Origin of the sequence: Ruegeria marisrubri, from assembly GCF_001507595.1 — a bacterium.
GTDB classification, from domain to species: Bacteria; Pseudomonadota; Alphaproteobacteria; order Rhodobacterales; family Rhodobacteraceae; genus Ruegeria; species Ruegeria marisrubri.
Genome location: NZ_LQBQ01000034.1, coordinates 220,852 through 245,516 on the forward strand (window position 1 = coordinate 220,852; position 24,665 = coordinate 245,516).

At 62.8% G+C, this 24,665-nt stretch carries 25 protein-coding genes; 9 read left to right on the top strand and 16 right to left on the bottom strand.

The features are described 5' to 3' along the window. Positions 1-87: 87 nt before the first annotated feature. From terL to AVO45_RS13605, 8 genes are all read right to left on the bottom strand, one after another. Positions 88-1,500, bottom strand: coding sequence for a phage terminase large subunit (gene terL / locus AVO45_RS13570; protein ID WP_068347788.1), 1,413 nt, complete (start codon positions 1,498-1,500; stop codon positions 88-90). Next, on the bottom strand, positions 1,487-1,897 hold the full coding sequence (locus tag AVO45_RS13575; RefSeq protein WP_068347789.1) for a DUF5681 domain-containing protein: 411 nt from the start codon (positions 1,895-1,897) through the stop codon (positions 1,487-1,489). The genes terL and AVO45_RS13575 overlap by 14 nt, the downstream gene beginning before the upstream one ends. Then, positions 1,897-3,354 carry a site-specific DNA-methyltransferase gene (locus AVO45_RS13580; RefSeq protein ID WP_205627893.1) on the bottom strand — a complete coding sequence of 486 codons (1,458 nt, stop codon included), beginning with the start codon at positions 3,352-3,354 and terminating at the stop codon, positions 1,897-1,899. Before AVO45_RS13580 ends, AVO45_RS13575 begins: the two co-directional genes overlap by 1 nt. Positions 3,355-4,107: 753 nt before the next feature. Next, positions 4,108-4,626: a DUF2478 domain-containing protein gene (locus tag AVO45_RS13585; protein ID WP_068347792.1), complete on the bottom strand. Its 519-nt coding sequence runs from the start codon at positions 4,624-4,626 to the stop codon at positions 4,108-4,110. A gap of 70 nt (positions 4,627-4,696) precedes the next feature. Beyond that, on the bottom strand, positions 4,697-5,362 hold the full coding sequence (locus AVO45_RS13590; protein WP_068347804.1) for an NnrU family protein: 666 nt from the start codon (positions 5,360-5,362) through the stop codon (positions 4,697-4,699). Positions 5,363-5,478: 116 nt separating this feature from the next. Further along, positions 5,479-7,545, bottom strand: coding sequence for an ABC transporter permease (locus tag AVO45_RS13595; RefSeq protein ID WP_068347807.1), 2,067 nt, complete (start codon positions 7,543-7,545; stop codon positions 5,479-5,481). Continuing rightward, on the bottom strand, positions 7,542-8,594 hold the full coding sequence (locus AVO45_RS13600) for a quaternary amine ABC transporter ATP-binding protein (protein WP_068347809.1): 1,053 nt from the start codon (positions 8,592-8,594) through the stop codon (positions 7,542-7,544). Before AVO45_RS13600 ends, AVO45_RS13595 begins: the two co-directional genes overlap by 4 nt. 9 nt (positions 8,595-8,603) lie before the next feature. Then, on the bottom strand, positions 8,604-9,554 hold the full coding sequence (locus AVO45_RS13605; protein WP_068347811.1) for an ABC transporter substrate-binding protein: 951 nt from the start codon (positions 9,552-9,554) through the stop codon (positions 8,604-8,606). Positions 9,555-9,783: 229 nt separating this feature from the next. On the opposite strand from AVO45_RS13605, the gene AVO45_RS13610 reads away from it, so the two are divergent. The 3 genes from AVO45_RS13610 (at position 9,784) to AVO45_RS13620 (ending at position 11,856) form a co-directional block, all read left to right on the top strand. After that, positions 9,784-10,353, top strand: coding sequence for a hypothetical protein (locus AVO45_RS13610; protein WP_068347813.1), 570 nt, complete (start codon positions 9,784-9,786; stop codon positions 10,351-10,353). 114 nt (positions 10,354-10,467) lie between these two features. Beyond that, on the top strand, positions 10,468-11,130 hold the full coding sequence (locus tag AVO45_RS13615; protein WP_068347815.1) for a DNA-3-methyladenine glycosylase I: 663 nt from the start codon (positions 10,468-10,470) through the stop codon (positions 11,128-11,130). Positions 11,131-11,172: 42 nt separating this feature from the next. Continuing rightward, on the top strand, positions 11,173-11,856 hold the full coding sequence (locus AVO45_RS13620) for a hypothetical protein (RefSeq protein ID WP_068347817.1): 684 nt from the start codon (positions 11,173-11,175) through the stop codon (positions 11,854-11,856). A gap of 4 nt (positions 11,857-11,860) precedes the next feature. Here AVO45_RS13620 and AVO45_RS13625 read toward each other — a convergent pair whose 3' ends face one another. Further along, a complete protein-coding gene (locus AVO45_RS13625) occupies positions 11,861-12,286 on the bottom strand; it encodes a c-type cytochrome (protein WP_068347819.1) in 426 nt (141 codons plus the stop codon). A 1-nt stretch (position 12,287) separates the two neighbouring features. Continuing rightward, positions 12,288-12,701, bottom strand: a complete 414-nt coding sequence (locus AVO45_RS13630) for a c-type cytochrome (protein WP_068347821.1) — start codon at positions 12,699-12,701, stop codon at positions 12,288-12,290. Between the two features lie 163 nt (positions 12,702-12,864). Here AVO45_RS13630 and AVO45_RS13635 point away from each other — a divergent pair, with 163 nt between their 5' ends. Further along, positions 12,865-13,302 carry a DMT family transporter gene (locus AVO45_RS13635; RefSeq protein WP_068347823.1) on the top strand — a complete coding sequence of 146 codons (438 nt, stop codon included), beginning with the start codon at positions 12,865-12,867 and terminating at the stop codon, positions 13,300-13,302. Here AVO45_RS13635 and AVO45_RS13640 read toward each other — a convergent pair. Both AVO45_RS13640 and AVO45_RS13645 read right to left on the bottom strand, forming a co-directional pair. Next, positions 13,286-13,972, bottom strand: a complete 687-nt coding sequence (locus AVO45_RS13640) for an ABC transporter ATP-binding protein (protein ID WP_068347825.1) — start codon at positions 13,970-13,972, stop codon at positions 13,286-13,288. The two genes, AVO45_RS13635 and AVO45_RS13640, sit on opposite strands and share 17 nt — an antisense overlap. Continuing rightward, positions 13,965-15,251, bottom strand: coding sequence for a lipoprotein-releasing ABC transporter permease subunit (locus AVO45_RS13645; RefSeq protein ID WP_068347827.1), 1,287 nt, complete (start codon positions 15,249-15,251; stop codon positions 13,965-13,967). Before AVO45_RS13645 ends, AVO45_RS13640 begins: the two co-directional genes overlap by 8 nt. 266 nt (positions 15,252-15,517) lie before the next feature. On the opposite strand from AVO45_RS13645, the gene AVO45_RS13650 reads away from it, so the two are divergent. Beyond that, positions 15,518-15,928, top strand: a complete 411-nt coding sequence (locus AVO45_RS13650; protein WP_240482143.1) for a hypothetical protein — start codon at positions 15,518-15,520, stop codon at positions 15,926-15,928. Here AVO45_RS13650 and AVO45_RS13655 read toward each other — a convergent pair. Beyond that, positions 15,925-16,794: a glycosyltransferase family 2 protein gene (locus AVO45_RS13655; protein ID WP_157770170.1), complete on the bottom strand. Its 870-nt coding sequence runs from the start codon at positions 16,792-16,794 to the stop codon at positions 15,925-15,927. The genes AVO45_RS13650 and AVO45_RS13655 overlap by 4 nt on opposite strands. Positions 16,795-16,819: 25 nt before the next feature. Continuing rightward, positions 16,820-18,160, bottom strand: coding sequence for a proline--tRNA ligase (proS, locus tag AVO45_RS13660; RefSeq protein ID WP_068347831.1), 1,341 nt, complete (start codon positions 18,158-18,160; stop codon positions 16,820-16,822). A gap of 169 nt (positions 18,161-18,329) precedes the next feature. Between proS and AVO45_RS13665 the strand changes: the two genes are divergently transcribed. The 4 genes from AVO45_RS13665 (at position 18,330) to AVO45_RS13680 (ending at position 23,199) form a co-directional block, all read left to right on the top strand. Continuing rightward, on the top strand, positions 18,330-19,694 hold the full coding sequence (locus tag AVO45_RS13665; protein WP_068347833.1) for an FAD-dependent oxidoreductase: 1,365 nt from the start codon (positions 18,330-18,332) through the stop codon (positions 19,692-19,694). A 147-nt stretch (positions 19,695-19,841) separates the two neighbouring features. Then, entirely contained in the window at positions 19,842-20,915 is a 1,074-nt protein-coding gene (locus tag AVO45_RS13670; protein ID WP_068347835.1) for an AI-2E family transporter, read from the top strand. Further along, a complete protein-coding gene (locus AVO45_RS13675; RefSeq protein ID WP_068347837.1) occupies positions 20,916-21,605 on the top strand; it encodes an HdaA/DnaA family protein in 690 nt (229 codons plus the stop codon). Positions 21,606-21,654: 49 nt separating this feature from the next. Then, the gene (locus AVO45_RS13680; RefSeq protein WP_068348082.1) at positions 21,655-23,199 is read left to right on the top strand and encodes a Ppx/GppA family phosphatase; all 1,545 of its coding nucleotides are present in this window, start codon (positions 21,655-21,657) and stop codon (positions 23,197-23,199) included. 21 nt (positions 23,200-23,220) lie between these two features. Here the strand turns inward: AVO45_RS13680 and AVO45_RS13685 are convergent, their stop codons facing one another. Next, positions 23,221-23,610, bottom strand: coding sequence for a hypothetical protein (locus AVO45_RS13685; protein WP_068348089.1), 390 nt, complete (start codon positions 23,608-23,610; stop codon positions 23,221-23,223). Between the two features lie 37 nt (positions 23,611-23,647). Beyond that, on the bottom strand, positions 23,648-24,661 hold the full coding sequence (locus AVO45_RS13690) for an endonuclease/exonuclease/phosphatase family protein (protein WP_068347839.1): 1,014 nt from the start codon (positions 24,659-24,661) through the stop codon (positions 23,648-23,650). Positions 24,662-24,665 lie beyond the last annotated feature (4 nt).

The following is a 24,665-nucleotide window of genomic DNA, read 5'->3' on the forward strand; positions in this document are numbered from 1 at the left end:
ATAGACACCTTCCATCACTGGAAACACTTGACGCCAGGCGAAGATAAACTCATCAACTTGCGCCAACGCCTCTCGCTCACTCCCGATCTACCTCTTGAACCTACTGCAATGGCGGAGTTCGTTTGGTCGATAATCCAGCGCACGCAGGACCTGCGACATGCTGTCAACCTGGTCATCATGTTTTCCCTTTGGAAAGGCAGCCACTTCCGCCTTTAGCCCCTCTAGCCAGTGCGCGGCTTTGGGAAGACGAACCTGACCGTCCTCGATTTTGGCGGACTGCGCGATCATGCGTTCGACCTTACCCTTTTCTGGGGAAAGCCACGTCGCCTCTCTGACGCTCTTCTTCACGAGATCAGGTTTTAACGACAGCCCGGTTACCGCTTTCTCAATGACGATGAGGTTCGGCTTCCATTTCTTTCTTAGCGCGAGTGCCGCGTAGAGGATTTCCGGATAAAGCTGTTGCTGCCGGTGGACATCCAGCAAGTCGATGTAATTGCCGATGATGCCCCACGTCGTGCATACGGTGTAGTCGTTCGACTCGCCCGGAATGGCTGCGGTATCCCAGCTTTGCACGACGGCTTCGTACTGCGCTCGAGGACGAGCTTTGTCGTAAGCACCAAACCATTCAAGCTTGATGAGGTTGCCGCCCGGCAGAACCGGACGTTGCTGGTACTCCGCCTCAAAGGCCAGCATGCCAATCTCCGACCGGATCCTGGCATACTCGTCCATCCCAAACCGGTCCGGGTCCAACGGCTCGCCGCGTTGGCGCCGATACTCCATGCCGTCGCCCAGATCGAAAGGCTGCTCGTCGAGTGCAAGCGCGGGCCAGCTCAGGACTTCCCAGTCACCGCTTTGCTTCAGGCGGCCCAGAAGATCGTCTTCATGCAACCGTTGACCTACTACCACAATGGTTCCGGTTTTTGGATTATCCAGACGCGTGGCGATGGTGTTCTGGTAGACCTCAAAGGCCGCGTCGCGGGCAGCTTGAGAATGCGTGTCCTGCGCCTTCATTGGATCGTCGATAACGACGATATCACCTCCCTTGCCTGTCATCGTGCCTTGCATCGACGTGGCGATCCGGAAGCCTTTCCGTGAGGTGTGGAACTCGGCGACCGAATTTTTCTTCGGATCGAACTGCATGGCCGGAAAACACGCCTTGTAGAACGGCTCCTGCATCAGTCCGCGACACTTGTGACTGAACGACTGCGCCAAATCGTTGCTGTAACTGACGCAGACAATCCGTTTCTTCGCGTCACGGCCGAGAATCCAGGCCGGAAAAACGATGCTTGCAACCGTGGATTTCGAGTGGCGCGGCGGCATCTCGATGATCAAGCGGCGCACTTCGCCCCGCGCAACCCGCTCCAGCGCATGACACAGACCGCGAACGTAATACGCGCCGGACAGCTCCTTGCCCGGGTTCAGAACGCGGAACGACCGCGCGAGAAACGCGTGAAGCCTCGAGTGGAGCAGCAACCGACAAAGATCATCATTCGGTATCATCGGAAACCTCCGCGCTGTGTGCCGCACGAACTTCGTCGAGCCAATCCAGCTCCTTCATCAGCACGGCATGGTCCTCATCAGTGAACGGGTTTTCGGCGGGCGGTTGGTCATATCCTCCCGAGTACTCCATCACTTCGAGGAGCAGCTTCAGCGACTGCGGCTTGCCCTCATAGGCCTTCATGACCAGCACCCGCATCGCCCCTTCGAGTTTGTCGACGACCATTTTTTTGCCCGCGTCGGTGACCGTGATCTTCTCGCCGAGGATCTTGGACAGTACATGGTGCACGTTCTTGCTGCCCTTCGGCCGGCCGCTGGGATTGCCGCTTTGACCGGGTTTGAACTGATGCTGTTTCGGAGGTCTGCCCTTGCCGATTTCGTCGTCGTTCTTGTCGGACATCAGAAATCCTCCTCGGCGGCGTCACCCGGGTCGTTCGTGACCGATCCGGGTGAAGTCGTGTAATCACCATCGGGGTTTGTTTCGCCTTTGGCCGTCCAAGGCACTTGCTCGGCACGTGCCGCGAAAGTCTGCCCGCTTGCCTCGTGGATTGCCTCGAGACCCGTCAGCGCCTCCCAGCGCCGGATCGCCACATCGACATAGGCCGGAGAAATCTCGATCCCGACACAACGCCGTTTCGCGCGCTCGGCGGCCAACAGCGTTGTCCCGCTACCAAGAAACGGATCGAAAACCGTTGCCCCGGCAACCGTCGCATCGAGAATCGCGTCTTCGACAAGCCGGACCGGCTTGACTGTTGGATGCAGGGTGAAGTCGTCGAGTTCATCCGCCCTGCCCCCGGTCGCGCCGGCATATTCCCAGACGTTCGTCCGATAGCGACCATGAACGCCGAGCTCGACGTTGTTCATATGTGGAGCGCCCGGGTGCTTCGCGACGAAGACCAGTTCATGCCGCGACCGGTAAAACGATCCCATTCCACCATTGGGTTTGACCCAGACGCAGAGGTTGATGAGGTCCAGCCCGGCCGCGGAAATCGCAGCCAGCATCTCGCCCATATGCCGCCAGTCCATAAAGCTGTAGATTAACGCGCCTGGTCGTGTGACGCTCTTGGTGATGGCAAGGTAGCGCGTCAGAAACTCTGTGAATTCCTCACGGCTCATTTCTCCCGAGGCTTCTGCAAACTCCTCGAAGTGGCGGGTCGGCGACCTGATATGACCGTTGACACGCACATTGAAAGGCGGATCCGACACGACCAAGTCGGCGACATTTTTACCGAACAGATGACCCACGATGCTTTCGTCTCGCGCGTTGCCGCAGACGATGACATGCGTTCCCAGTATCCAAGTGTCCCCAAGCTTTGCCACCGCTGGCCCGTCCGGCTTGGGCAGATCACCGATCTCGGGGAGCAGGTCGCTGTCTTCATTCGGTGGCGGTCCGATTTCAAGCAGGCAGTCGATCTCGGGTGCCTCGAACCCGAGCACCGTCAACTCTGTGCCGAACTCCAACTGATAAGCCAGTTCGAACCTGAGCGCCCGCTCGTCCCACTCGCCTGTTTCCTGGATCTTGTTCAGAGCGATGCGCAGCGCGCGCTGAGCGCGACTGTCGAGATGATCGATCCGGATGCAGGGCGCAGATTTCAGACCAAGCCGACGCGCCGCCTCGATGCGGATATGGCCATCTAGGATTTCGTCGTCTTTGCCCAGCAGGACGGGGACAACAAACCCATTTTCCCGCATCGACGCTTCGACCCTGGCAATCTGCCGGGTCGGCAGCTTCCTGACTGGATGTTTTGCAGATTTCAGGTTTGTGATCGGGACCTGATCAATTGTGAGGTCCGGAAGAAGGTCGTTGCGACCTGTCATGTCGTTTGATTGGGCGCTACGCCCAGCATTCTTAGCCATCGGGGCCTCCACAGCGATTTCATGGAAGCGCGACAGCAAGTCCACTGGGCCGAGACAGGAAATACTTGACGTATCAGGTGTCACATACGGCGCATCATCGTTATCCTCGGCCAAGGACACACCGCAGGCAACAACTACATGAAATACGACCAGACGTCAAATAAAGCATTGATAACAGTTGACAAACGGGAGTCGGGCGAAGAGCTGTCGAACAAAGGTTCCCAAATAATAATTTTAGCCTAGCGGCATATATGAGCCGCTGGAGGCGCCACGGAGGCCGTCATCCTCGCCTGCGAAAAGAAGCATTTGACTATACCCGAAGACGAAGCATCACTGATATTCGCATCGCGTCGAACAGGAAACGTCGACCCGGACCGCGACCGCCCGTAGCGACGTGCCATTTGTCGCGGTTTTCCCTGCTCTTCCCTGTTCTGGGCAAGACGGGAGTGCCTTGCTTGGAAGCCAGATGTTTAAAAAGATTGGGCAATCCCCAATGGCAACCGTTCGTGCTTCGCGACAAATTTCGAAGTTTCCCTGTTCTTTTCCCTGTTAGCAGGGAAACGGCGCACAGAGACGAGTTCGCTGCAGACTGCGTCCACCACCATCTCTCTCCCTCTTCAGACACCCCGGAAATACCGACAATACCGCGCTGCAAAACGCGTTGGTCGCGTCGCGTGAGGTATCGTGATCCGGGATCGGTTTTCGGACACACGGACCCGGCGCGGACATCCGCACCGGATCAAAGATGCGTGGTCAGGCCGCGCTGCGTTCCTTGATCACGGCGCTCACCCATGCCTCGATCGCGTCCACATCCGCAGACATTTTTTCCGCCGCCTCGCCGGTGAATTCCAGGAACTTCTCCTCGTTCAGGCCGTTGACGCCGACGAGGACCGGAATCTCCCGCGCCAGCGCCTCCGCGATGACGGGGCGGAAGCCGCGGCCGTCGGCCTCGTGCTTGCCGAACTTGTTCACGATCAGCAGCTGCGGCGCGGCCTCGAGCGATGCCGTTACGTCCACCACGGCCTGCTCCAGAGCCGCCGGGTCCAGCCTGCAGCCGCGCGCCATCGCGCCCAGGCTTTGGGAGATGCGGATCGTCGCGCCGTCGGGCAGCACCCTCAGGTCCATGTCGCATTTCCGGGAATCGGCGCATTCGGTGTTGGTCTGCACCACGCCGGCCAGCGCAAAGCCCTTGGCCTGCAAACGCTCGGCCACGGCGCTGAGCAGACGATCCGTCGCGCCGCGATCCGTGGTGGTGACATAGGCCAGATGCATGTATTCACTCCTGAACTTCGGAATTTGGTTAGCAGTAGCACGCGGTTCGGTTTTCGGCCACTCCCCAGAGTTACGGCAGCGGCGACAGCCCGATCACCGGCGCGTGCAGGTGCAGCAGCGCGGCATAGGCGACAAGCGCCGCCAGCCAGACCCAGGGCCGCGGCCAGGGTTTGGGGGCGCTCAGCGACAGCCTTGCCGTGTTCCGCGAGAGCCTTTGCCACTCCTGCCCCAACTCGCGGGCCTTGCGGCGGTCGATCAGCGCCATGCCCATTACCGCGAAACCGGCGAACAGGCCGAACAGGATCACATGGGCCAGGCTGCCATTCGCCAGCAGGTGCGCCAGCGCCCACAGCAACAGCGCCAGCAGGATCGGGTGGCGGCTGACGCGCAGGATGCCGGGGCGGTCGGGGTCGAACGGCGCGCGTCCCAGCCCGCCGAACGAGAGCGGGTTGCGGATCGACATGCCCGCCGCCGCCAGCCAGCAGACCACCGGCATGACCAGCAGGGGCACCCAGCGCAGGGCGGGAAGTGGCGGGATGACCTCGACATAGGGTGCCCGCGCGGCGGCCAGGATCAGCCAGCCGAGCACGGCCAGAGAGAACAGGGAATAGGCGGTGAAGTAGCCCACCCGGCCCAGATGCGCGATCAGCCACGGGCGCACGGGTGGGCGCACGGGAATGGCGTGGCTCAGCAGAAAGACACCCAAGGCCAGCAGGAATTCGCCCCAACCGCTCATTCGCTCACTCCGCATGTTTGCGATACGACTAAGCGATGGGGTCGGCCCGTTCCTTGCCCGATGTCAAGACGAGGCCGGGAAAGAGGAACGGCGGGCGCTGTCGCCCGCCGCCTGTGTCAGAGGCCAAGCGCCTTGCGTTTTTCCTCGGCAAAGCCCTGCACCATGCGGTCGGCGATCAGCGCCAGAATGGCCATCGCCGCGCCGGCCGAAATGCCCAGTCCCACATCCGCCTGACCAAGTGCAAGGTAGATCGACTGCCCCAGACCGGTCGTGCCGATCAGCGCCGCGATCACCAGCATGGCGAAGGCATAGAGGATGGTCTGGTTCAGCCCCAGAAGGATCGTGGGCGCCGCGTAGGGCGCGCGGACGTCGCGCATGATCTGCCATTCGGTCGCGCCGCTGGAGATCGCCGCCTCCATCATCTCGTCGGGCGTGTTGACCAGCCCGTGCCGCGTGTAGCGGATCATCGGGACGATGGCATAGGCGCAGATCGCCAGAAAGGCCGAGAACTCGCCGATCTGGAACACCATCAGCACCGGGATCAGGAACACGAACAGCGGGATGGTCTGCAGCATGTCGCAGATCGGGCGCACGACTTTCCAGACCGGCTCCCACACGGCGCTGGCCAGACCGATCATCCCGCCCACGACCGCGCAGGAGAACACCGCCGCACCGCTGAGATAGAGCGACAGCAGCGCCCTTTCCCACAGGCCCGAGACGAGGATCGTGGACAGCAGCACCACGGACAGCACCGCCAGGCGCCGCCCCCCGGCAACCCAGCCCAGCGCGGCAGCGCCGGTCAGGACGAAGGGCCAGGGCAGGTTCGCGATGCCGGTTTCCAGCATGCCCACGGCGATCAGAACCGTCAGCCCGCCCGTGACATGACCCCGCCACGCCATCAGCAGCGCCATCAGCGCGCCCGCGGCGAACAGCCCGTAGGACATGGCGGGCGTCCACAGGAAGCCCCATGTGAAAGGCAGCACCGCCTGATCCAGACCAATCCTGAGAGGCAGCAGGACATAGAACATCGAGTTGTTCTTGAGCGCGTCCAGCCACGCTCCGTTGGTCAGGGTGAAGTCGGTCAGGCCTTGGTCCACCGCCTGCGCCACCGGATCCAGGAGCGTCAGTTCGGACGGATTCGGCAGACGCGCCCAGAACGCCACCGTGAACACCGCCGCGAAGGCGAGAATCGCCCAGACGACGCGCGTGTCATGGCGCTGCCGCTCGGTAGCCAGCACGCCGCTCATCCGGTCGATCACCACGGCAAAGACCACGATCACCAGACCGGCCAGCAGCGACTCGCCGAACTGCGCCTTGCGCATGGTCAGCAGGACCTCCCAGCCGATGTCGTTGAAGCCACCGATGACGGCGGCGATGATGACCATCGACAGGGCCGCCATCAGACACTGGTTCACGCCGACCATGATCTGCGTCGCGGCCGAGGGGATCTCGACCTGGAACAGCTGCTGAAAGCGGTTGCCGCCGGACATGATCGCAGCCTCCTTCACCTCGTGCTCGACCCGTTCCAGCCCCAGCATCACGTTGCGCGCCATTGGCGGGGCGGCATAGATGGCCGAGGCGATGAGGCCCACCACCGGGCCAAAGCCGAACAGCAGCAGCAGCGGCGTCAGATAGGCGAAGGTCGGCACCGTCTGCATGACGTCCAGAACCGCCTGCACGATGGACTTGAGGCGCGGAATCTCGTTGGCGAGAATCCCTATGGCGCCACCGACGATCAGCGCAACCGGCACCGAAACGGCGACCAGCGCCAGCGTGTTCATGCTTTCGGCCCAATAGCCCGAAGCCAGCACGAAGCTGAGGCCGAAAAAGCCCAGCGACGCCATTGCCAGACCGCCGAGATACCAGCCCAAGGCCGTCACGACGCCGATCACGATCGGCCAGGGCGTCTTGCCCAGCACGAAATTCGCCCAGTTCATCGGATAGGCCATGATGTCCGAGAACAGCCGGGCCACCGGCTTGATGCCGTTGAGGAACCAGGCAAGCCCGGTTCCGACCCAGTCGGTCGCGGGCAGAACCCATGCCGCGGGCCAGGTGACCAGCCACGGCGCGATGGGTTCTAGCGCAAGACAGACAGCGCCGACCACCAGTGTGATCAGCGCGGCCCAAGACCCGGCCGTCAGGCGTGCGGACTGAACCGGCAGAACATCGACCGAGGCGCTCATGTCTCGTCCACCTGCAGGGCAGCCGCCAGATCCGACGGATGGACCGTGCCGACGATCGCGCCGCTTTTGTCGCGGACGGGAACCGGCTCGTACAGTTCCATGCAATGCGCCAGGGCCTCGTCCAGCGTCATCGTCGTGGTCAGGCCCGGATCATCCGGCCCGCGCTCGCCCTCGCCTTCGTGCATGACCGAGGCGACCCTGGCATGGCGCCCCTTGGCCACGTCCTTGGAGAACTCGCGCACGTAGTCATCGACCGGGCGCAGAACGATGTCGGCCGGCGTTCCGATCTGGACGATCTTGCCGTCGCGCATGATCGCGATGCGGTCGGCCAGTTTCAGCGCCTCGGCGATATCGTGGGTGATGAACACGATGGATTTCTTCAGCGTCGCCTGAATGCGCAGGAACTCGTCCTGCAACTGCCGCCGGATCAGCGGGTCGAGCGCCGAGAAGGGCTCGTCCAGGAACCAGATGTCGGGGTTCACCGCCAACGAGCGGGCGATGCCCACGCGCTGCCGCTGGCCGCCGGAAAGCTGGCGCGGGAAACTGTCCTCGCGGCCCTCGAGACCGACCAGAGAGATGACCTCCTGCGCGCGGGCGCGCCGCTCCTTGCGGCCGACGCCCTGCACCTTGAGCGGATAGGCCACGTTCTCGGCCACCGTCATGTGGGGGAACAGGCCGAAATGCTGAAAGACCATGCCCAGCTTTTTCCGGCGCAGTTCGGTCAACTGCTTCTTCGACGCCCCGATGACATTCTCGCCCTCGATGCGGATCTCGCCACCGGTGCCCGGCAATAGCTGCGAAATGCACCTGATGAGGGTGGATTTGCCCGAGCCGCTGAGCCCCATGATGACGAACAGCTCGCCGTCACGGACGTCGAAATTGGCATCCTGCACGGCGGGGATATACCCCCGCTCGCGCAGATCGGCAGCCGCCTTGTCAGCATCCCCCCCTGACCGAGCAAGCGCGTCGGTCAGGGCTTTCTCGGCACCGGGGCCAAAGACCTGCCAGAGATTCCGGCAGGCAATGGCCGGCGTATTTGCGTCAGTCACTTATGTGGCTCACTTGGTCGCGGCGTCGACGACCGGACGCCATTTGCCTTCGTTCTCGGCCATCCATTTGGCCACGACTTCCTCGACCGCGCCGCCATCGACGTCGATCGCGCCCATCATCGGCTGCTGGTCCTCGACGCTCAGTTGATAGTTCGAGAGGATCTCGTATGCGGCGGGCCATTTTTCCTCCAGACCGTTCCAGCCGGCCTTGAAGATGCGCGAGGGCGCAAAGTCGCAGTCATTGACCGCGTTCGGGTTGGGGCCCCATGCGGGATCGGTAAAGCACGCCTCTTCGCCCGGCGGCAGATCGACGAATTTCACGTCATAGGCCGACATCGCCCAGTGCGGCTGCCAGAAGGTGATGAGCAGCGGCGACTTGCGCTCGGTCGAGGCGCGCAGCTCGGCGATCAGGGCGCCCTCGGACCCGGCAGGCACGGCCTTGAACGGCAGGTCCAGCCCGGCCATCCGGTCGGCGCCCGGGGTGCCCCAGTCGGCCGGATAGTCCACCAGACGGCCCATCGGCAGGGTCTCGGCGGTGGCGAAGACCTGCGCACAGTCCTTCAGCGCCTCCCATGCGGGCAGGCCGGGACACAGATCGGCGACATGCGCCGGATAGGCGATGCCCTCCTTGGCGTCGAGGCCCAGGTCACCGATCTCGACCACGGTGCCCTCTTCGATCTTCTTGGCGTACTCATCGGACACGTTCGACGACCAGATTTCCAACGTTGCGTGGATGTCGCCATCGGCCAGCGCCTGGAACTGGTTCATCATGCCGGCGGTGACGTATTCGACCTTGTAGCCCGCGGCCTTGAGCATTTCACCGGCCACATGCGTGGTGACATGCTGGCCGGTCCATTCGTTGATGGCCAGTTTGATCGGCTCGTCCACGGCGCCCATGTCAGCCGCCTGAACGGAACCGGCCATCACGATGGCGGCCACGCCGAAACTCAATGATTTCATCGGTACTCTCCCTGTTGGATTCATCTGGTTGGCACTATCCGCCAATTCCCGGCGGCTGTCAGCAACATACCCTAGCGGGTTATTGATTAACCAGTCAATCAGAATACGACATAGCCGTTTTGTCGCGGATTTTGCCCAGGTCTGAACCAAATTCACCACATTGCCCCGCAACGCTTGGCAGCTGCGGAAGAAGTTTCTAATGTCTTTGAAATTTTTGAAGGGAAGAGGGATGAGACTGAACAAGAACCTGGCTGCTCTGGCAGTGGCGGCAATGGCTGGCGCGGCCTCGGCCGATCCGGTCGACTGGAAGAGCGTCGGCGGCTGGGACGTATCTTTTTACCCCAATTCCGAAGGGTGCCAGGCCTTTGCACTTTTCGAAGAGGATACCGCCTTTTTCATCGGCTTCGACAGCACGTTCAACGAGTTGAGCCTCGAGGTGACGCTGATGGATGAACGCTGGGGGTCCATCGAAGCCGGGAAGGAATACCAGATCGGCGTGAAGTTCGGTGACGAAACACCCTGGTCTCTTGGGATGGAAGGCCTTCAGACCGACGGCTTTCCCGGGCTCCGCCTCATGATCGACGCGGGGACCGACGAGGCTGATCTGTTCGTCAAGGAATTCCAGCGCGAAACCTCGATGACCTGGAACTACGGCGATGCCGTTCTTGGCCGCTACACGCTGCGCGGATCGCGGCGCGCCTTCGACGAGGTGGTGAATTGCCAGCTGTCCTATCTGGAAGCCAAGTCCTCGCAATCCGATCCGTTTGCCGCGTCGAATTCGGATCCGTTTTCCGACTGACCTGACGGAAACCGATTGAAACTGCTGGCACCGAGATCGCGGTGCCCGCAGCCATGATGCGCGCTTGCAAATCAGCAAGGAACTGCCAACATACCCGCAGCAAGGGAGTGTTCCGTGCATCACTTTGACGAGATCTTCGAAATTGCAGCCGCGCGGCATGGTGGTCCGGACGCGCTGGAGCAAAAGCTCGGCAAGCCGAAAACACCCGGGGAACTGGCCGCCCTGCCCGAGGACCGCTGGCTGGCGACCATCACCAAATGCGTGTTTCAGGCCGGGTTCAACTGGAAGGTCATCGAAGCCAAGTGGGACGGGTTCGAAGAGGCGTTCGACGGGTTCGACGTGGGCCGCTGCGCCTTCATGGACGACAAGAAATTTGATTCCCTGCTGCAGGACACGCGCATCGTCCGCAATGGCACCAAGATCGCCTCGGTCCGCGACAACGCCGCCTTTCTGATGGAACTGCGCGAGGAAGGCGGTGCCGGGAAGGTGCTGGGGGGCTGGCCCTCGACCGATTACGTCGGTCTGCTGGCCATGCTGGGCAAGCGTGGCTCGCGGCTGGGCGGGACCACCGCGCAATACGCGATGCGCTTTGCCGGGCGCGACAGTTTCATCCTGTCGCGGGATGTCGTCGCACGGTTGGTCGCCGAAGGGGTGGTGGACAAGGCCCCGACCTCGAAACGGGCGATGGCGGCGGTGCAGCAGGCTTTCAATACGTGGATGCAGGAGTCGGGGCGGTCGCTGACGGAAATCAGCCGCGTTCTGGCCATGAGCCTTTGAAAACGACTTGCGGACGGCCTGCGTCGGGCTAGGCTCAACCTCATGTTTCTGCGTGCATTCCTTGTTCTGATATTTCTTGCCTCATGCGGACGGCCGCTGACCGATACCGAGCGCGCCTTTGCCGCACGTGTTCATGGCGAAGATCTGGATCTGAACCGGGTGCGACTGGTCGAGGGCGCCCCCGTCGGTCCCGTCACCTTCAAACGCACGGCCCGCCCGAGGGTCACCTGCCGCGAGCGCATTCTGCCGCCGGCCAAGGAAGAGATCGTGACCGGCAAGCCCGCGGCGGTGGCGCTGTTCAACCGGGTATTCTTCACCCGCGACTGGTATCTGGACGACTACATGCCGGAATACCCGGACACGGTGAACCTGATCGCCGCGATGCTGCTGGCGCATGAACTGACCCATGTCTGGCAGTGGCAGAACCGCAAGGAAACCGGGTATCACCCGCTGCGCGCCGCGGCCGAGCATGGCCGGGACGCCGACCCCTACCTGTTCGAACTGGATGGTGCGCCCGATTTCCTCAGCTACGGGTTCGAACAGCAGGGCGCGATCGTCGAGGAATATGTCTGCTGCCGCGCCCTGGCCCCCGAAGCCGCCCGCACCAAACGGCTTCATGCGATGCTGAGCCAGGCTTTCGACGTGGCCGACCTGCCACCCCGTGGGCGCGAGAGCGACGTTCTGATCCCGTGGAAAGGGGCCAAGATCGAAGGGATCTGCGACTGACCGTTCAGCCTGACATCTGGATGCTTTCGAGATAGGCCAGAAGCGCCGCGAGGGGACGGGGGGTTGGTGTCAGAACACCGTCGACTTCGACCGGCACCAGATCGCCTTCGAGCAGGGCGCCGAATTCCGGCATGATCTCCTCGGACACCTTGCCGCGCCCATAGCCGTCGATCTGCGAAAGAACCTCGGCCCTTGGAAAAGCGCCGCCATTCCGTTCGGTAATCCGGGTCAGGTCGGGGGCGGTTTGCCCGCCTTCCAGCTGCCCGCCGGTGCCGCGGTGGTCATGGCATGACGCGCAATTCGCGGCGAACAGCATTTCGCCCTCATGCGCGGTGGGCATCACCTGTTCCATCTGCTCCGTCGTGCAGGCAGCCGGCGCCAACACCGCAACGGCGGCCAGAAACGAGCGGGTCCTTTGCAATGAAATCATCTCAGTTTCCCTGTAGCGTTTCCAGATACGCCACGAGATCGGCGATCGGTTCGCTGGTCAGGACAGGCTGACCGGCCGGCGTCTTGATCGCGACATCGCGCCCTTCGAAATAGGGCCCGTAGACCGGCATCGGGCTGCCGTGGCTGACCAGCGGGTCGCGCCCATCGATGCGGAACACCACGCGTTCGGTCGGGAACACGCCTTGGTCATCCAGCAAGGCCGTCAGATCCTTGGGCTGGATCACCAGAACCGAGGCCATGGGGCCGTTCCCGGTCGCGTCCAGACCATGGCAGGTGGCACAATGGTGCCGGTAGATCTGGGCCCCGCGTTCAGCGTCCTGAGCCAGCCCCGGCACCGCCGAAACCGCGCCGACCACCAACACGGCGAGTTGCAATTTTCCGAAAACCGATCTCATTCTGGCCTCCTCCTGCCTGCATCCGGCGCCAGTTCAAACCTTCGCCCCGTTGCGCCGGGAGTGAACGAAAATCCCGCCCTTTCCGAGCGATAACAGGCTTGCCCACAGGATGAACAGTAGCAATGATCCAGATCAACAGTCGAGCCCGGAGGGAAACGGAACCATGACGCAATACGCGGTAATCATGCTGGCGGCCGGAGTCGGGGTTCCGATCCTTGCGGCGCTCAACGCGGCCCTGGGGCGGCTGATCGGATCGCCGACCGCGGCGGCCGTGGTTCTTTTCGCCGTAGCCCTGGCGTGCTCGGCGGTCGTGCTGGTGCTATTTCCCGGACCGCAGGCCCTGGGCAAGGTGGCCGGGTCGCCCAAGCACCTTCTTCTGGGCGGTGCGCTGATAGCCTTCTATGTGCTGTCGATCACCCATGTCGCCCCGCATTTCGGGGTCGGGAACGCGGTGTTCTTCGTGCTGTTGGGCCAGCTTGTCAGCACGGCGGTCATAGACCATTTCGGCCTGTTCGGCGCGCAGGTGACGCCTCTGTCCCTCATGCGGGCCGGCGGCATCGCGGTCATGGCCCTTGGCGTGGCGATCACGCAGCTGGCCTGAGCACCCCGCCCTCCAGACGGACCACACGATCCATGCGCGCGGCCAGGTCCAGGTTGTGCGTGGCGATCAGCGCCGACAGGCCGCTGCTGGACACCAGATCCATCAGCGCGTCAAAGACCTGATCCGCAGTGCCCGGATCGAGATTGCCGGTCGGTTCGTCCGCCAGCAGGACGCTGGGCCGGTTCGCCAATGCGCGGCAGAAGGCGACGCGCTGCTGCTCGCCGCCCGACAGTTCCGCCGGACGATGCGCGGCACGCGCCGCAACGCCCACCCGCTCCAGCAGCTCCATCGCCCTCGCCTCGGCCTCGCGCTCCGCAACGCCGTTGGCCAGTTGCGGCAGGGTGACGTTCTCCAGCGCCGAGAACTCGGGCAGCAGGTGGTGGAACTGGTAGACAAAGCCGACGTCCTGACGCCGCACGGCCGTGCGGGCGCGGTCCGACTTGCCGGTCATGTCCTGCCCGGCAATCTGGACCGAGCCGCCGTCGGGTGTGTCCAGCAGCCCCGCGATGTGCAGCAGGGTGGACTTGCCCGCGCCCGAGGGGGCGACCAGGGCCACGGCCTCGCCTGCGCGCAGTTCCAGATCGGCGCCGCGCAGCACCCGCACCTCGCCCGGCGTGCCTTGCAGATAGGTCTTGGTCAGGCCCTTCAGCCGCAGGGTCACGTCATTCATAGCGCAGCGCCTCGACCGGGTTCAGCCGCGCCGCGCGGCGGGCCGGGAAATAGGTGACGAAGAAGGACAGGCCCAGCGACAGCGCCACCGCCTTGAGCACATCCGACAGGTGCAGCTCGGCCGGCAGCGCGTAGATCCCCCGGATCGCCGGATCCCAGACACCGCCGCCCATCGCGTAGTTCACGAAGGAAAAGATCGGGTCGATGTAGATCGCGAAAAGGCAGCCAAGGATCACGCCCATCACCGTGCCGATGATGCCCGTGAAGGCGCCGCAGATGAAGAACACGCGCAGCACCGAGCCCTCGCTCAGCCCGATGGTGCGCAGGATGCCGATGTCGCGTCCCTTGTTCTTGACCAGCATGATCAGCCCCGAAACGATGTTCATGGCCGCGATCAGAACGAGGATCGACAGGATGATGAACATCACGTTGTCCTCGACCTCGAGCGCCCGCAGGAAGCCGCCAGAGGCATCCTGCCATGTCCAGAGCTGAACCGGCTCTCCGGCGGCCTCGATGATCGGAATCAGGATCTTGTCCACCTCTTCGGGATCATCGACCATGACCTCGATCTCGTCGGCATAGCCTTCGCGGTTGAAAAAGCTCTGCGCCTCGGCAAAGGGCAGATAGACGCGGGTGCGGTCGATGTCATAGCGGCCTGCGGAAAACACATAGACGACCTCGTAGGCGTTCACGCGCGGCGAAGTTCCAAAGGCGGTCTTCACCCCGTTTGGCGAGGTCAGCTTGATCCGGTCTCCCACCGTCGCACCGATCGCGCGGGCCACGCCCGAGCCGATGGCGATGCCGTCCCCGAAGCGGTCTAGATCGCCATAGGCCTGATCGCTTTCGGCGATGCCGGGCAGATCGCGCAGGTCCTGTGGGCGGATGCCGAACACTTCGACACCCGAGCTGCGGTCGCGGTTGGTGATCAGGACCTGGCCCTTGATCAGGGGCGCCGCGTGGGACACGCCGGGCACCTGCGCCACCTTCTCGGCCAGTTCGTCGAAGTTTTCGATACGCCGGTCGATCCGCCCCTGTGCATCGACGGTTCCCGCGCTGAAGACCGTCACATGCGCGTTGGCACCCAGGATCGTTCCAACGAATTCAGAACGAAAGCCCGAGCGCACGGCCAGCGTCGCGATCAGAGCGAACACGGCCAACGTGATCCCGATCAGCGAAATCCAGGTCATCACGCTGACGCCACCTTCGGCCTTGCGGGCGCGCAGGTATCGCCAGGCGATCTTCCATTCGAACGGGGCAAAAGGTGGAGGTGTCGCGGCCATTCCAGTTCCGAAGAATTTTTCCGGACCCTCAATGGAAACGATGCCGTGGTCAAGGTCTGTCGACCTTGAAGGCTGCTCCGGACCGAAGCGACTCACCGCATTCGGCTGGGTATTGCCGCGCCAGGCAACTCAACAATCCCAGATTGAAACTGCTCTTTGTTTCCATTTTGCGGATGATTGAAGCTTGCCCATACACGGTGAAGTGAATTTGTCACATTATTCGCGTAACATTATTTCTTATTTTGATAGTTTTCCGAAATTTTGGCATGCTGATCATCGGGGGACAAATGTTTCACGAGCGGGGGTCGCTCATGGATTTCAATAGTCAACTTCAAGGGTCCGGCACGGCCGGGCTCCCCGTCAACTCGACCGACATGGACTGCGAAACAGCCGCTTTGCTGCGGGCGGCCATCCGGCCGCTCTTCACGACCGCAGCCAGTTGGAACATCTTGACGGATACATTGAAAGCAAAGGGATATCGTCTGGCGTTTCGCGACGGGCGGTTGTGCCTGACAGACGGAACGACCGGCAACCGGATTTGCGGATTGAGGTTTCTCGGACTCGACCTGAAAGACCTGGTGCAACGGATGGGTCGTCCGATCGTGGTCGCGCGCGGCGATCATGCCGACGGCGATCTGCTCTCGGCGCGTCCCAATGGTGCCACCAACGGCGCCTAGAACTTTCGCCAGGGCTGGAGCGAACGGCGCAGTGTTTTCGAAAGGCTGTAGATCGCGGCGCGAGCTATTAGCGGCTGCGTCAAGGACTGTCGCAAGATCGCGAGGGATAACCGAACCGGAAGCTGGCCCTTGCCGTACCATTCGACTCGCTCGTCGTGCGAATAGGCGGACATGTCGCAATACCGAGCATAGTTCTTTTCCCAACAACGAGCCATTTCCGCACCCGCAGCCACGGTATCAGCTGAAACCCCGCCTTTGCGGAAAACCGACAAGGGGACCTGCACCCGCAGGCTCCGATAACCTGCCTGGATCATACGCAAGATCATGTCGTAGTCCGCAACGCTGCGAAACTGCAGATCATGACCTTCCAGTTTCCGAAACACCTCTGCCCGAACAAGCATGGCGTTATGACCGAAAGGCATTCTTTGCAGGATGGATTTAAGCGTCAGGCGGCGGGCGTGACGCTTGCGACCGTCCTCTTCGACGAATACGGTTTCGCCGTAAATGAAATCCGGCCGACGCTCTCCTATAAGGTTCACAACTTGCTGCAGGCAGTCTGGCCCGGGCAGCAAGTCGTCTGAGTTCAGGAACAGAACATACTCGCCAGCACTCAGATCGACAGCCTTGTTCATTGCGTCAAACAGGCTTTTGTCTGGGCCGCAAAAGTAGCGGATCGGGATGTGATCAGCGGTGCTGGCTATGTCCAAGATCACGTCTTCCAGAAGACCTTGGGTGCCATCCGTCGATTCGCCATCCCAGATCACATGCTCCATACGGCGGAAAGTCTGCGACTGAACACAGCGCAGCGTTTCCTGAACGGCAGCTTTGCGCCCCGCCTCGATCAAGTTCCGGGTAACCGTGATCACCGAGATCAGCGGCCTGTCACCTGTGTTAGGCCCTGCGCTCATAGATCTCGGCGATGCGGGTGACGGCGGCTTCGGGGCTCAACTCCTCGCTTTCGCCGGTGCGGCGGCTGGTCAACTCGACCACGCCGTTCTTGAGACCCCGCGGGCCGACGGTAATGCGCCAGGGCAGGCCGATCAGGTCCATCGTGGCGAACTTGGCCCCTGCCCGCTCGTTGCGGTCGTCATAGAGCGGCTCGAGCCCCAGAGCAGTCAGGGCCTTGTAGATCTTGTCACAGGCCGCGTCGGCCTCGTCATCGCCCTGCTTCAGGTTGACGATGCCGCAGTGGAACGGCGTCACGCCCTCGGGCCAGATGATGCCCTTGTCGTCGTGGCTGGCCTCGATGATCGCGCCGATCAGGCGGCTGACGCCGATGCCGTGGCTGCCCATGTGCACCGGAACCTGCTTGCCGTCGGGGCCTTGAACCGTGGCGCCCATCGGCTCGGAATACTTGGTGCCGAAATAGAAGATCTGACCGACCTCGATGCCCCGCGCGCTGCGGCGGCGTTCCTCGGGCACCTGCTGGAACAGGGCCTCGTCATGGGTTTCGTCGGTGCGGGCATAGAGCGAGGTGAACTCCTCCATGACCGCCTGGCACTGGGCCTTGTCGTCATAGTCGATGTCGCGCTGCCCCAGACGGATGTCGGTGACCGCGCTGTCATAGAACACCTCGGACTCGCCGGTATCGGCCAGCACCAGGAATTCATGCGTGTCGTCGCCGCCGATCGGGCCGCTGTCGGCGCGCATCGGAATCGCCTGCAGGCCCATGCGCTCGTAGGTGCGCAGATAGCTGACCAGATGGCGGTTATAGGCGTGCAGCGCGTCCTCTTTGGTCAGGTCGAAATTGTAGCCGTCCTTCATGTAGAACTCGCGGCCGCGCATCACGCCGAAACGGGGGCGGATCTCGTCGCGGAATTTCCACTGGATCTGATACAGCGTCAGCGGCAGATCCTTGTAGCTGTTGACGTGTCCGCGGAAGATGTCGGTGACCAGTTCCTCGGCCGTCGGCGTATACAGCATGTCGCGGCCGTGCCGGTCCTTCATGCGCAGCATTTCCTCGCCGTAGTCGTCGTAGCGCCCGGATTCGCGCCACAGGTCGGCCGATTGCAGGATCGGCATCTGGATCGGGATGTGACCGGCGCGGATCTGTTCCTCGTGCACGATGTTTTCCAGCTTGCGCAGCACCTTGAAGCCAAGCGGCAGCCACGAATAGATCCCGGCGGCGGCTTGCTTGATCATCCCGGCGCGCAGCATCAGCCGGTGGCTGACGATCTGGGCTTCGGCGGGGTTTTCCTTGAGAACAGGCAGGAAATAGCGGGACAGGCGCATCAGCTCTCTCTTTTTGCGTCACACATGCGGTTCTTGGCGGTCTATGCGATCAACGCGCGACAGGCAATCGGTCTCTGGCGCTTTTGCGACCCAAGGTTCGTCGGTTTTTTGATTGACCCGCCAACCACGCGCCGGAACAGTGCCGAGACTTTAACCAGACGAGGCCCCGATGCAGACCATCCGCGAACCCGACCGCGACATCCCCGTGGTGCACAAGACCGACATTCTGGTGGTGGGGTCCGGCCCCGCCGGGCTGGCCGCCGCGCTGGCGGCTGCGCGCGCCGGGGCCGAGGTGACCTTGCTGGACCGTTTCGGCTGCATGGGCGGCAACATCACCGCCGTCGGGGTCGAGGGCTTTGCCTGGTACCGTCACGAACAGACGGTCGAGGCCGGCGGCATCGGATGGGAGTTCGAGCAGCGCGCCAAGGAGATGGGCGCGGCGGTGCCGGAAAGCCAGTCGCTGAGCTATGAGCTGGACAGCGAGGGGTTCAAGCTGGTGGCCGACCGGCTGGTGGAAGAGACCGGCGTGCGCCCGATGCTGCATCGCCAGTTCGTTGCGCCCATCATGGAGGGCGACCGCATCACCGGGGTCATCACCGAGTCGAAGGCCGGGCGCGAGGCGATCCTGGCGCGCGTCGTGATCGACGCCACCGGCGATGCCGACGTGGCCCACCGCGCCGGCGCCCCGACCCGCAAGACCGAGCCGGAACAGATGATGGCGGCCTCGGTCATGTTCCATCTGGCCGGGGTGGACAAGCGCGCCTTCATGGAAGGCGTGAAAGCCGACCCGCAGACCTACAAGGACTGGGGCGGCGGCGGTGAATGGAACATCGAGACCAGCGGCAAGGAGGACGACATGTTCTCGCCCTTCGTCTACAAGCCGTTCCAGCAGGCCATCGACCAGGGGCTGATCCCGGCGCATCTGAACACCATCGCCGGCACATGGGGCGCGATGCATGACACCGGTGAGCTGACCTACATGAACCTGATCCACCTGGCCGGGATCGACGGGACCGACCCCGACAGCCTGACCAGGGGCGAGATCGAGGGCCGCCGCCAGACCATGCTGGCCATCGAGGCTCTGCGGCGGTTCATGCCCGGCTGCGAGAACGCGCGGCTGCGCAACTTCGGGATGACCATCGGCATCCGCGACACGCGCAAGATCGACGCGGTCTACAACATGACCGAGGACGACGCGCGCCATCAGGGCCGGTTCGAGGACTCAATCGGCATCTACCCCGAATTCATCGACGGCTATGGCATCCTGATCCTGCCCACGACGGGGCGCTACATGCAGATTCCCTACCGCTCTATGCTGCCCAAGGGCGTGCGCGGCCTGCTGGTGGCAGGCCGGTCGCACGGGGCCGACCGCATCGCCCATGCGGCGACGCGCAACATGGCCTGCTGCGCTGTGCAGGGCCAGGGCGCGGGCATTGCCGCCGTGATGGCGCTGAAAAGCAACCGGGAACTGGACAGGCTGGACATGGCCGCCATCCAGAAGGAACTGGACCGGCAGGGCGTTCGGGTACACTGACGCTGAGCGTTCGTTTCGAGGAGCGGTGGCCGAGTCCACTCTGGTGCTGCCGCGCCTTGCTCGAAAATCCTGCGGTCTGCGAATTACTTGCATCCTTCAGGCCCATGGGCCAAGAACATGGAAACGCGCCTTGACGAGGGACGGCCGATGTCTTTGCCGGCAAAAGATCAGCTCAGGTACTGGGGCATTGCCTTGGCAGTGTTCGCCCTGGTTCTGTGGCTGCTGGGGGACGTCCTGCTGCCCTTCGTGATCGGAGGGGCGATCGCCTATTTCCTGGACCCGATGGCCGACAGGCTGGAACGTCTGGGCCTGTCGCGCATCGCCGCCACCGCGCTGATCACCATTGTCGGCGTGATCGTCTTCGTTCTGGCCTTCGTGTTGCTGGTGCCTGCGCTTGTGACGCAGCTGATCGACCTGACCGAAGCTTTCCCGAACCTGTTCAAGAACGCCCGGGCCTTCATCGAACAGCGCTTCCCGTCGCTGCTGGATCAGGATTCAAATGCGCACCAGTTCCTTGCCTCTTTCGGCGAAACGCTGAAATCGCGGACCGGCGAGCTTGTGCAGACGGTTGTCGCATCCGTCGGGTCCGCGATCAACGTGGTCGTCCTGCTGGTCATCGTGCCCGTGGTGACGGTCTATCTGCTGCTCGACTGGGACCGGATGATCGCCCGGATCGACCAGCTTCTGCCGCTGGACCATGCCCCGGTGATCCGGCAACTGGCCAAGGAAATCGACGAGGTTCTGGCCTCTTTCGTGCGCGGCATGGGCACGGTCTGCGTGATACTTGGAACCTTCTACGCGGTGGCCCTGATGGCGGTCGGCCTGAATTTCGGGCTGATCGTCGGAGTCATCGCCGGGCTTGTCACCTTCATCCCCTACCTCGGCGCCCTGATCGGCGGAACGTTGGCCATCGGTCTGGCGCTGTTCCAGTTCTGGGGGGACTGGACGTCGATCGGGCTGGTCGCCGCCATTTTCGCCACCGGTCAGGTGGTCGAGGGGAACCTGCTGACCCCCAAGCTGGTCGGCGACTCGGTCGGGCTGCATCCGGTCTGGCTGCTGCTGGCGCTCTCGGTGTTCGGGGCCTTGTTCGGATTTGTCGGCATGTTGATCGCCGTTCCCGTGGCCGCCGCGCTGGGTGTGCTTGCACGATTTGCAACGGGACAGTATCTGACCAGCCGCCTCTATCAGGGGAAGGCGGGACAGGATCAGGAAACCGACTGAATGGCCAGACAGCTCAGCTTTGACCTTCCAGCCAAGACGGCGCTGGGGCGAGAGGACTTTTACGTTTCACCGGCGAATGCGATGGCGGTGGCGATGATCTCGGCCTCGTCCTGGCCGGGGAACAAGCTGGTTCTCAGCGGCCCCGCAGGGTCGGGCAAGACGCATCTGGCCCATGTCTGGGCCGGAGAGACCGGCGGGCGGATCGTGCAGGCATCAAGGCTGCGGCACGAGGACGTTCCCGAACTGGCCCGCACCCCGATCGCGGTCGAGGACGTTCCGATGATCGCCGGAGACCTGGAGCAACAGAAAACCCTGTTCCACCTGCACAATCTGGTTCTGGCCGAAGGCAACGCGCTGCTGATGACCGGCCGCCTGGCGCCGAAGTTCTGGCACCTGCCGTTGGCAGACCTGCAAAGCCGGATCGAGGGCGCCCATCACGTCGCGCTGGACCCGCCCGATGATGCGCTGCTGTGCGCCGTGCTGGCCAAGCTGTTCGTGGACCGACAACTCAGCCCCCGCCCCGAGGTCATTTCCTACCTCGTGAAACACATGGACCGCAGATTCGAGACCGCTGCCGAAGTCGTCGAACGGCTGGACCGGGTGGCGCTGGCCGAAAAGCGCGAAATCACCCGGGCGCTGGCCAGTCGGGTGCTCACCAGTGACACAGATGCCGCAGGGCCCGGTGATTGACCTGACCGACGTGATTTCGCATCCTGCCAGCGGCAAAGGCCGGAGAAAGATGAACAAACCAGCCGAATCCACCGTTCCCGACTGGGGAGCATTTGGCAGACCGCTGTTCGATGATCCAAGCGTGCGGGCGTTGTCACGAGTCGGCGTGGTGGACGTGGGGTCGAACTCGGTCCGGATGGTGGTTTTCGACGGGGCCGCCCGGTCGCCCGCCTATTTCTACAATGAAAAGATCATGTGCGCCCTCGGCGCGGGCCTGTCCGAAACCGGACGCCTCAACCCGACGGGGCGCGAACGGGCGCTGGCGGCGCTGCGGCGGTTCCAGCACTTGGCACAGGACCTCGATCTGCCGCCGTTGCATGTGGTGGCGACAGCCGCGGTGCGCGAGGCGGCCGATGGGCCGGATTTCTGCGCCGAGGTGGAACGCGAGACCGGGCTTCGGATTTCGGTCATCAACGGCGAGGAAGAGGCGCGCCTGTCCGCGCAGGGCGTTCTGCTGGGTTGGCCCGGCGCCTATGGTCTTATCTGCGACATCGGCGGATCCTCGATGGAACTGGCCGAAATCGGCGACAACCAGGTCGGGCGCCGTGTCACCTCTCCGCTTGGTCCGCTGATCCTGCGCGACATCAAGGGCGGCCGACGCGGGCGCAAGGCGCATATCAAACAGGTCATGGAAGAGCTGCGCGACCAGCTTGGCCCCCAAAGGGACAGGCTGTTTCTGGTCGGCGGCAGCTGGCGCGCCTTTGCCCGGATCGACATGCTGCGGCGGAACTATCCCCTCAAGGTCCTGCATGAATATCGCATGACCACCAAACAGGTTCACGAAACGATCAAGTTCATCGAGAAATCGGACCCCGAGAAACTGCGCGCCAAGGCAGGTGTGTCAGGCTCGCGCATGGCGCTGCTGCCTTATGCGATGGACGTGCTGGCCCGGCTGATCCGCACCTTCAAGCCGAAGGATATCGCGATATCCAGCTACGGCATTCGCGAAGGCCTGCTATACGAGCAGATGCCCCAGCGCCTGCGCGACCGCGACCCGCTGATCGAGGCCAGCTATTTCTCTGAATCCAAGGACGCCCGCCTGCCGGGTTTCGGCAGGCACCTGTTCGACTTCGTCATGCCGCTGTTCCGGTCGGCCCCGCCATCGCAGGTGCGGCTGATCAAGGCGGCCTGCCTGCTGCATGACGTCTCGTGGCGGGCCCATCCCGATTACCGGGCGGAAATCTGTTTCGACAACGTGACCCGCGCCAATCTCGGCGGGCTGAAACATTCGGAACGGATATTCATTGGTCTGGCGCTGCAGCACCGCTATCGCAACAAGCGCGAGGGCAGACAGTTCGAAGAGCTTTACAAGCTGCTCGACGAAAAGGGCCAGAAACAGGCCGAGGTTCTGGGCAAGGCGATGCGGTTCGGTGCGATGCTGTGGATGCAGCACGACGTGAAGATGGGCAAGCTGCGGTTCTTTCCCAAGAAGAAGATCCTCGAACTCAGCCTGCCGCGGGCCACCGTTCCGCTTTACAGCGAAGTGGCCGAAGCCCGGTTGAAGTCGCTGGCCGACGCCCTCGAGTCCGCGGTGCAGGTGACCGTGGAGAAATAGGCCGGCGCGTGCCGACCACCCCTAGATATCTGTCGCGCCGCCCTCGGCTTCGTCTTCAGGAACAGCGTCTTCGCCTTCGGGCACCGGTTCTTCGGGTTTGACTTTTTTTCGGATGATGATGTCGCCGTTGGGCAGCATTTCCGGCGCCTCATAGGCGCTCCAGTCGCGGATTTCCGTCGCCAGTTCCGCAAGCGCCGGCCCCATCACCTCGAGAAAGGACCGGATCGAGGGCCCGAATTCCTCGGCCATCCCCTGCAGGTTTTCCAAGGCAGGCTCCATTTCCTGTCGCAACCCTTCGAAGAACAGCTCGACCCCCTGTTCCATCAGGGATTTCCCGTTGTCCTCTTCCTCTGCCAGGGCCGGGACCGCAGAGAAGCCTGCAATCGCGCATGTGACAATGAACCGTTTCATGAAACCCATATCGGAATCACCTTTCGTTGTTCAAAATTCATATCTCGATATCCAGCGAAACGGGGAAATGATCCGACGCAGTCAGCAGAGCCTCGCGCAGTTCTGGCATTTCCCAGCATTCCTTGTCGTCGAACGGGTGCCAGATCCGCCAGGACGGGTTTCTGTCGCGCAATCCGGGGCTGATCATGATGTAATCGAGAAGTGCGTGCATATAGCGCCCCTCTGCCTCCAGCTCGAACCGTGCGGTGGACGGCAGCGGGCCGGGCCGGAGCTGCCGCACCTTGGCGGCATTGGGATCGTAGAGCCCGGTCTCCAGCAGGATCTCGACCGAAGAGCGGCCGAAAAGGTGCTCGAACTGGTCCAGCCCGGGGCCGTCATTCAGGTCGCCCATGAGGATCACATGCTCTCCGGCGGCCATGTGCCGTTCGACCCGGGTCCGGATCCAGATCGCCTGCGCCAGCTGTTTGCGCCGGTTGGCGATCGATATCTGGATCTTCTCATCCCTCGTTTCGGCCCCGTGCGGGTACTTGGACTTGAGATGCGCACCGATGAGGCGCAGCTCGGTTCCCGCCCGTGTCCGCACGGCCAGTTCAATGGGCGGCTTGGAAAACCGCACGATGTCCTCGGTCGCGTCGATGTCCAGGTCTATGCGAAAGGTGCCGTCGAACCTGGGCGCTTCGCCGCTGCCCCGCTTTCCCGTCTCTTCCCCGATCGGATCATGTCGAGCGGTCAGTTTTTCCGGATCATAAAGGACCGCCAGCTCCTGATGGGTTTCATTGGCAAACCCCATCACCGCCTCGCGGGTGCGCAGATCGAACGCGTGGACGAAACGCTCCAGCGCCCGGATCGTGTTCTGGGTGCGCCCGGTATTGGGGGCCTCGACGATCAGAATCGCGTCGGCGTCAACGGCGGTCAGAACCTTGGCCACGGCCTCGACCTGCTGCGCCTTGGTGACGCCATGCCGCCCGGACAGGCTGTCATCGACCACCAGGCGGTCGTTCCTGTCGAAGAGATTGGCGAACCATTCGATATTGTAGGTCGCCAGCCGCATCCCA

Coding starts and splice junctions, on each gene's coding strand:
- AVO45_RS13635 (WP_068347823.1), top strand. CDS start 12,865: ATGACGCAATACGCGGTAATCATGCTGGCGGCCGGAGTCGGGGTTCCG.
- AVO45_RS13665 (WP_068347833.1), top strand. CDS start 18,330: ATGCAGACCATCCGCGAACCCGACCGCGACATCCCCGTGGTGCACAAG.
- AVO45_RS13630 (WP_068347821.1), bottom strand. CDS start 12,701: ATGAGATCGGTTTTCGGAAAATTGCAACTCGCCGTGTTGGTGGTCGGC.
- AVO45_RS13690 (WP_068347839.1), bottom strand. CDS start 24,661: ATGCGGCTGGCGACCTACAATATCGAATGGTTCGCCAATCTCTTCGAC.
- terL (WP_068347788.1), bottom strand. CDS start 1,500: ATGATACCGAATGATGATCTTTGTCGGTTGCTGCTCCACTCGAGGCTT.
- AVO45_RS13645 (WP_068347827.1), bottom strand. CDS start 15,251: ATGGCCGCGACACCTCCACCTTTTGCCCCGTTCGAATGGAAGATCGCC.
- AVO45_RS13585 (WP_068347792.1), bottom strand. CDS start 4,626: ATGCATCTGGCCTATGTCACCACCACGGATCGCGGCGCGACGGATCGT.
- AVO45_RS13625 (WP_068347819.1), bottom strand. CDS start 12,286: ATGATTTCATTGCAAAGGACCCGCTCGTTTCTGGCCGCCGTTGCGGTG.
- AVO45_RS13620 (WP_068347817.1), top strand. CDS start 11,173: ATGTTTCTGCGTGCATTCCTTGTTCTGATATTTCTTGCCTCATGCGGA.
- AVO45_RS13610 (WP_068347813.1), top strand. CDS start 9,784: ATGAGACTGAACAAGAACCTGGCTGCTCTGGCAGTGGCGGCAATGGCT.
- AVO45_RS13605 (WP_068347811.1), bottom strand. CDS start 9,554: ATGAAATCATTGAGTTTCGGCGTGGCCGCCATCGTGATGGCCGGTTCC.
- AVO45_RS13640 (WP_068347825.1), bottom strand. CDS start 13,972: ATGAATGACGTGACCCTGCGGCTGAAGGGCCTGACCAAGACCTATCTG.
- AVO45_RS13650 (WP_240482143.1), top strand. CDS start 15,518: ATGCTGATCATCGGGGGACAAATGTTTCACGAGCGGGGGTCGCTCATG.
- AVO45_RS13675 (WP_068347837.1), top strand. CDS start 20,916: ATGGCCAGACAGCTCAGCTTTGACCTTCCAGCCAAGACGGCGCTGGGG.
- AVO45_RS13590 (WP_068347804.1), bottom strand. CDS start 5,362: ATGAGCGGTTGGGGCGAATTCCTGCTGGCCTTGGGTGTCTTTCTGCTG.
- AVO45_RS13680 (WP_068348082.1), top strand. CDS start 21,655: ATGAACAAACCAGCCGAATCCACCGTTCCCGACTGGGGAGCATTTGGC.
- AVO45_RS13685 (WP_068348089.1), bottom strand. CDS start 23,610: ATGAAACGGTTCATTGTCACATGCGCGATTGCAGGCTTCTCTGCGGTC.
- proS (WP_068347831.1), bottom strand. CDS start 18,160: ATGCGCCTGTCCCGCTATTTCCTGCCTGTTCTCAAGGAAAACCCCGCC.
- AVO45_RS13575 (WP_068347789.1), bottom strand. CDS start 1,897: ATGTCCGACAAGAACGACGACGAAATCGGCAAGGGCAGACCTCCGAAA.
- AVO45_RS13580 (WP_205627893.1), bottom strand. CDS start 3,354: ATGGCTAAGAATGCTGGGCGTAGCGCCCAATCAAACGACATGACAGGT.
- AVO45_RS13670 (WP_068347835.1), top strand. CDS start 19,842: ATGTCTTTGCCGGCAAAAGATCAGCTCAGGTACTGGGGCATTGCCTTG.
- AVO45_RS13595 (WP_068347807.1), bottom strand. CDS start 7,545: ATGAGCGCCTCGGTCGATGTTCTGCCGGTTCAGTCCGCACGCCTGACG.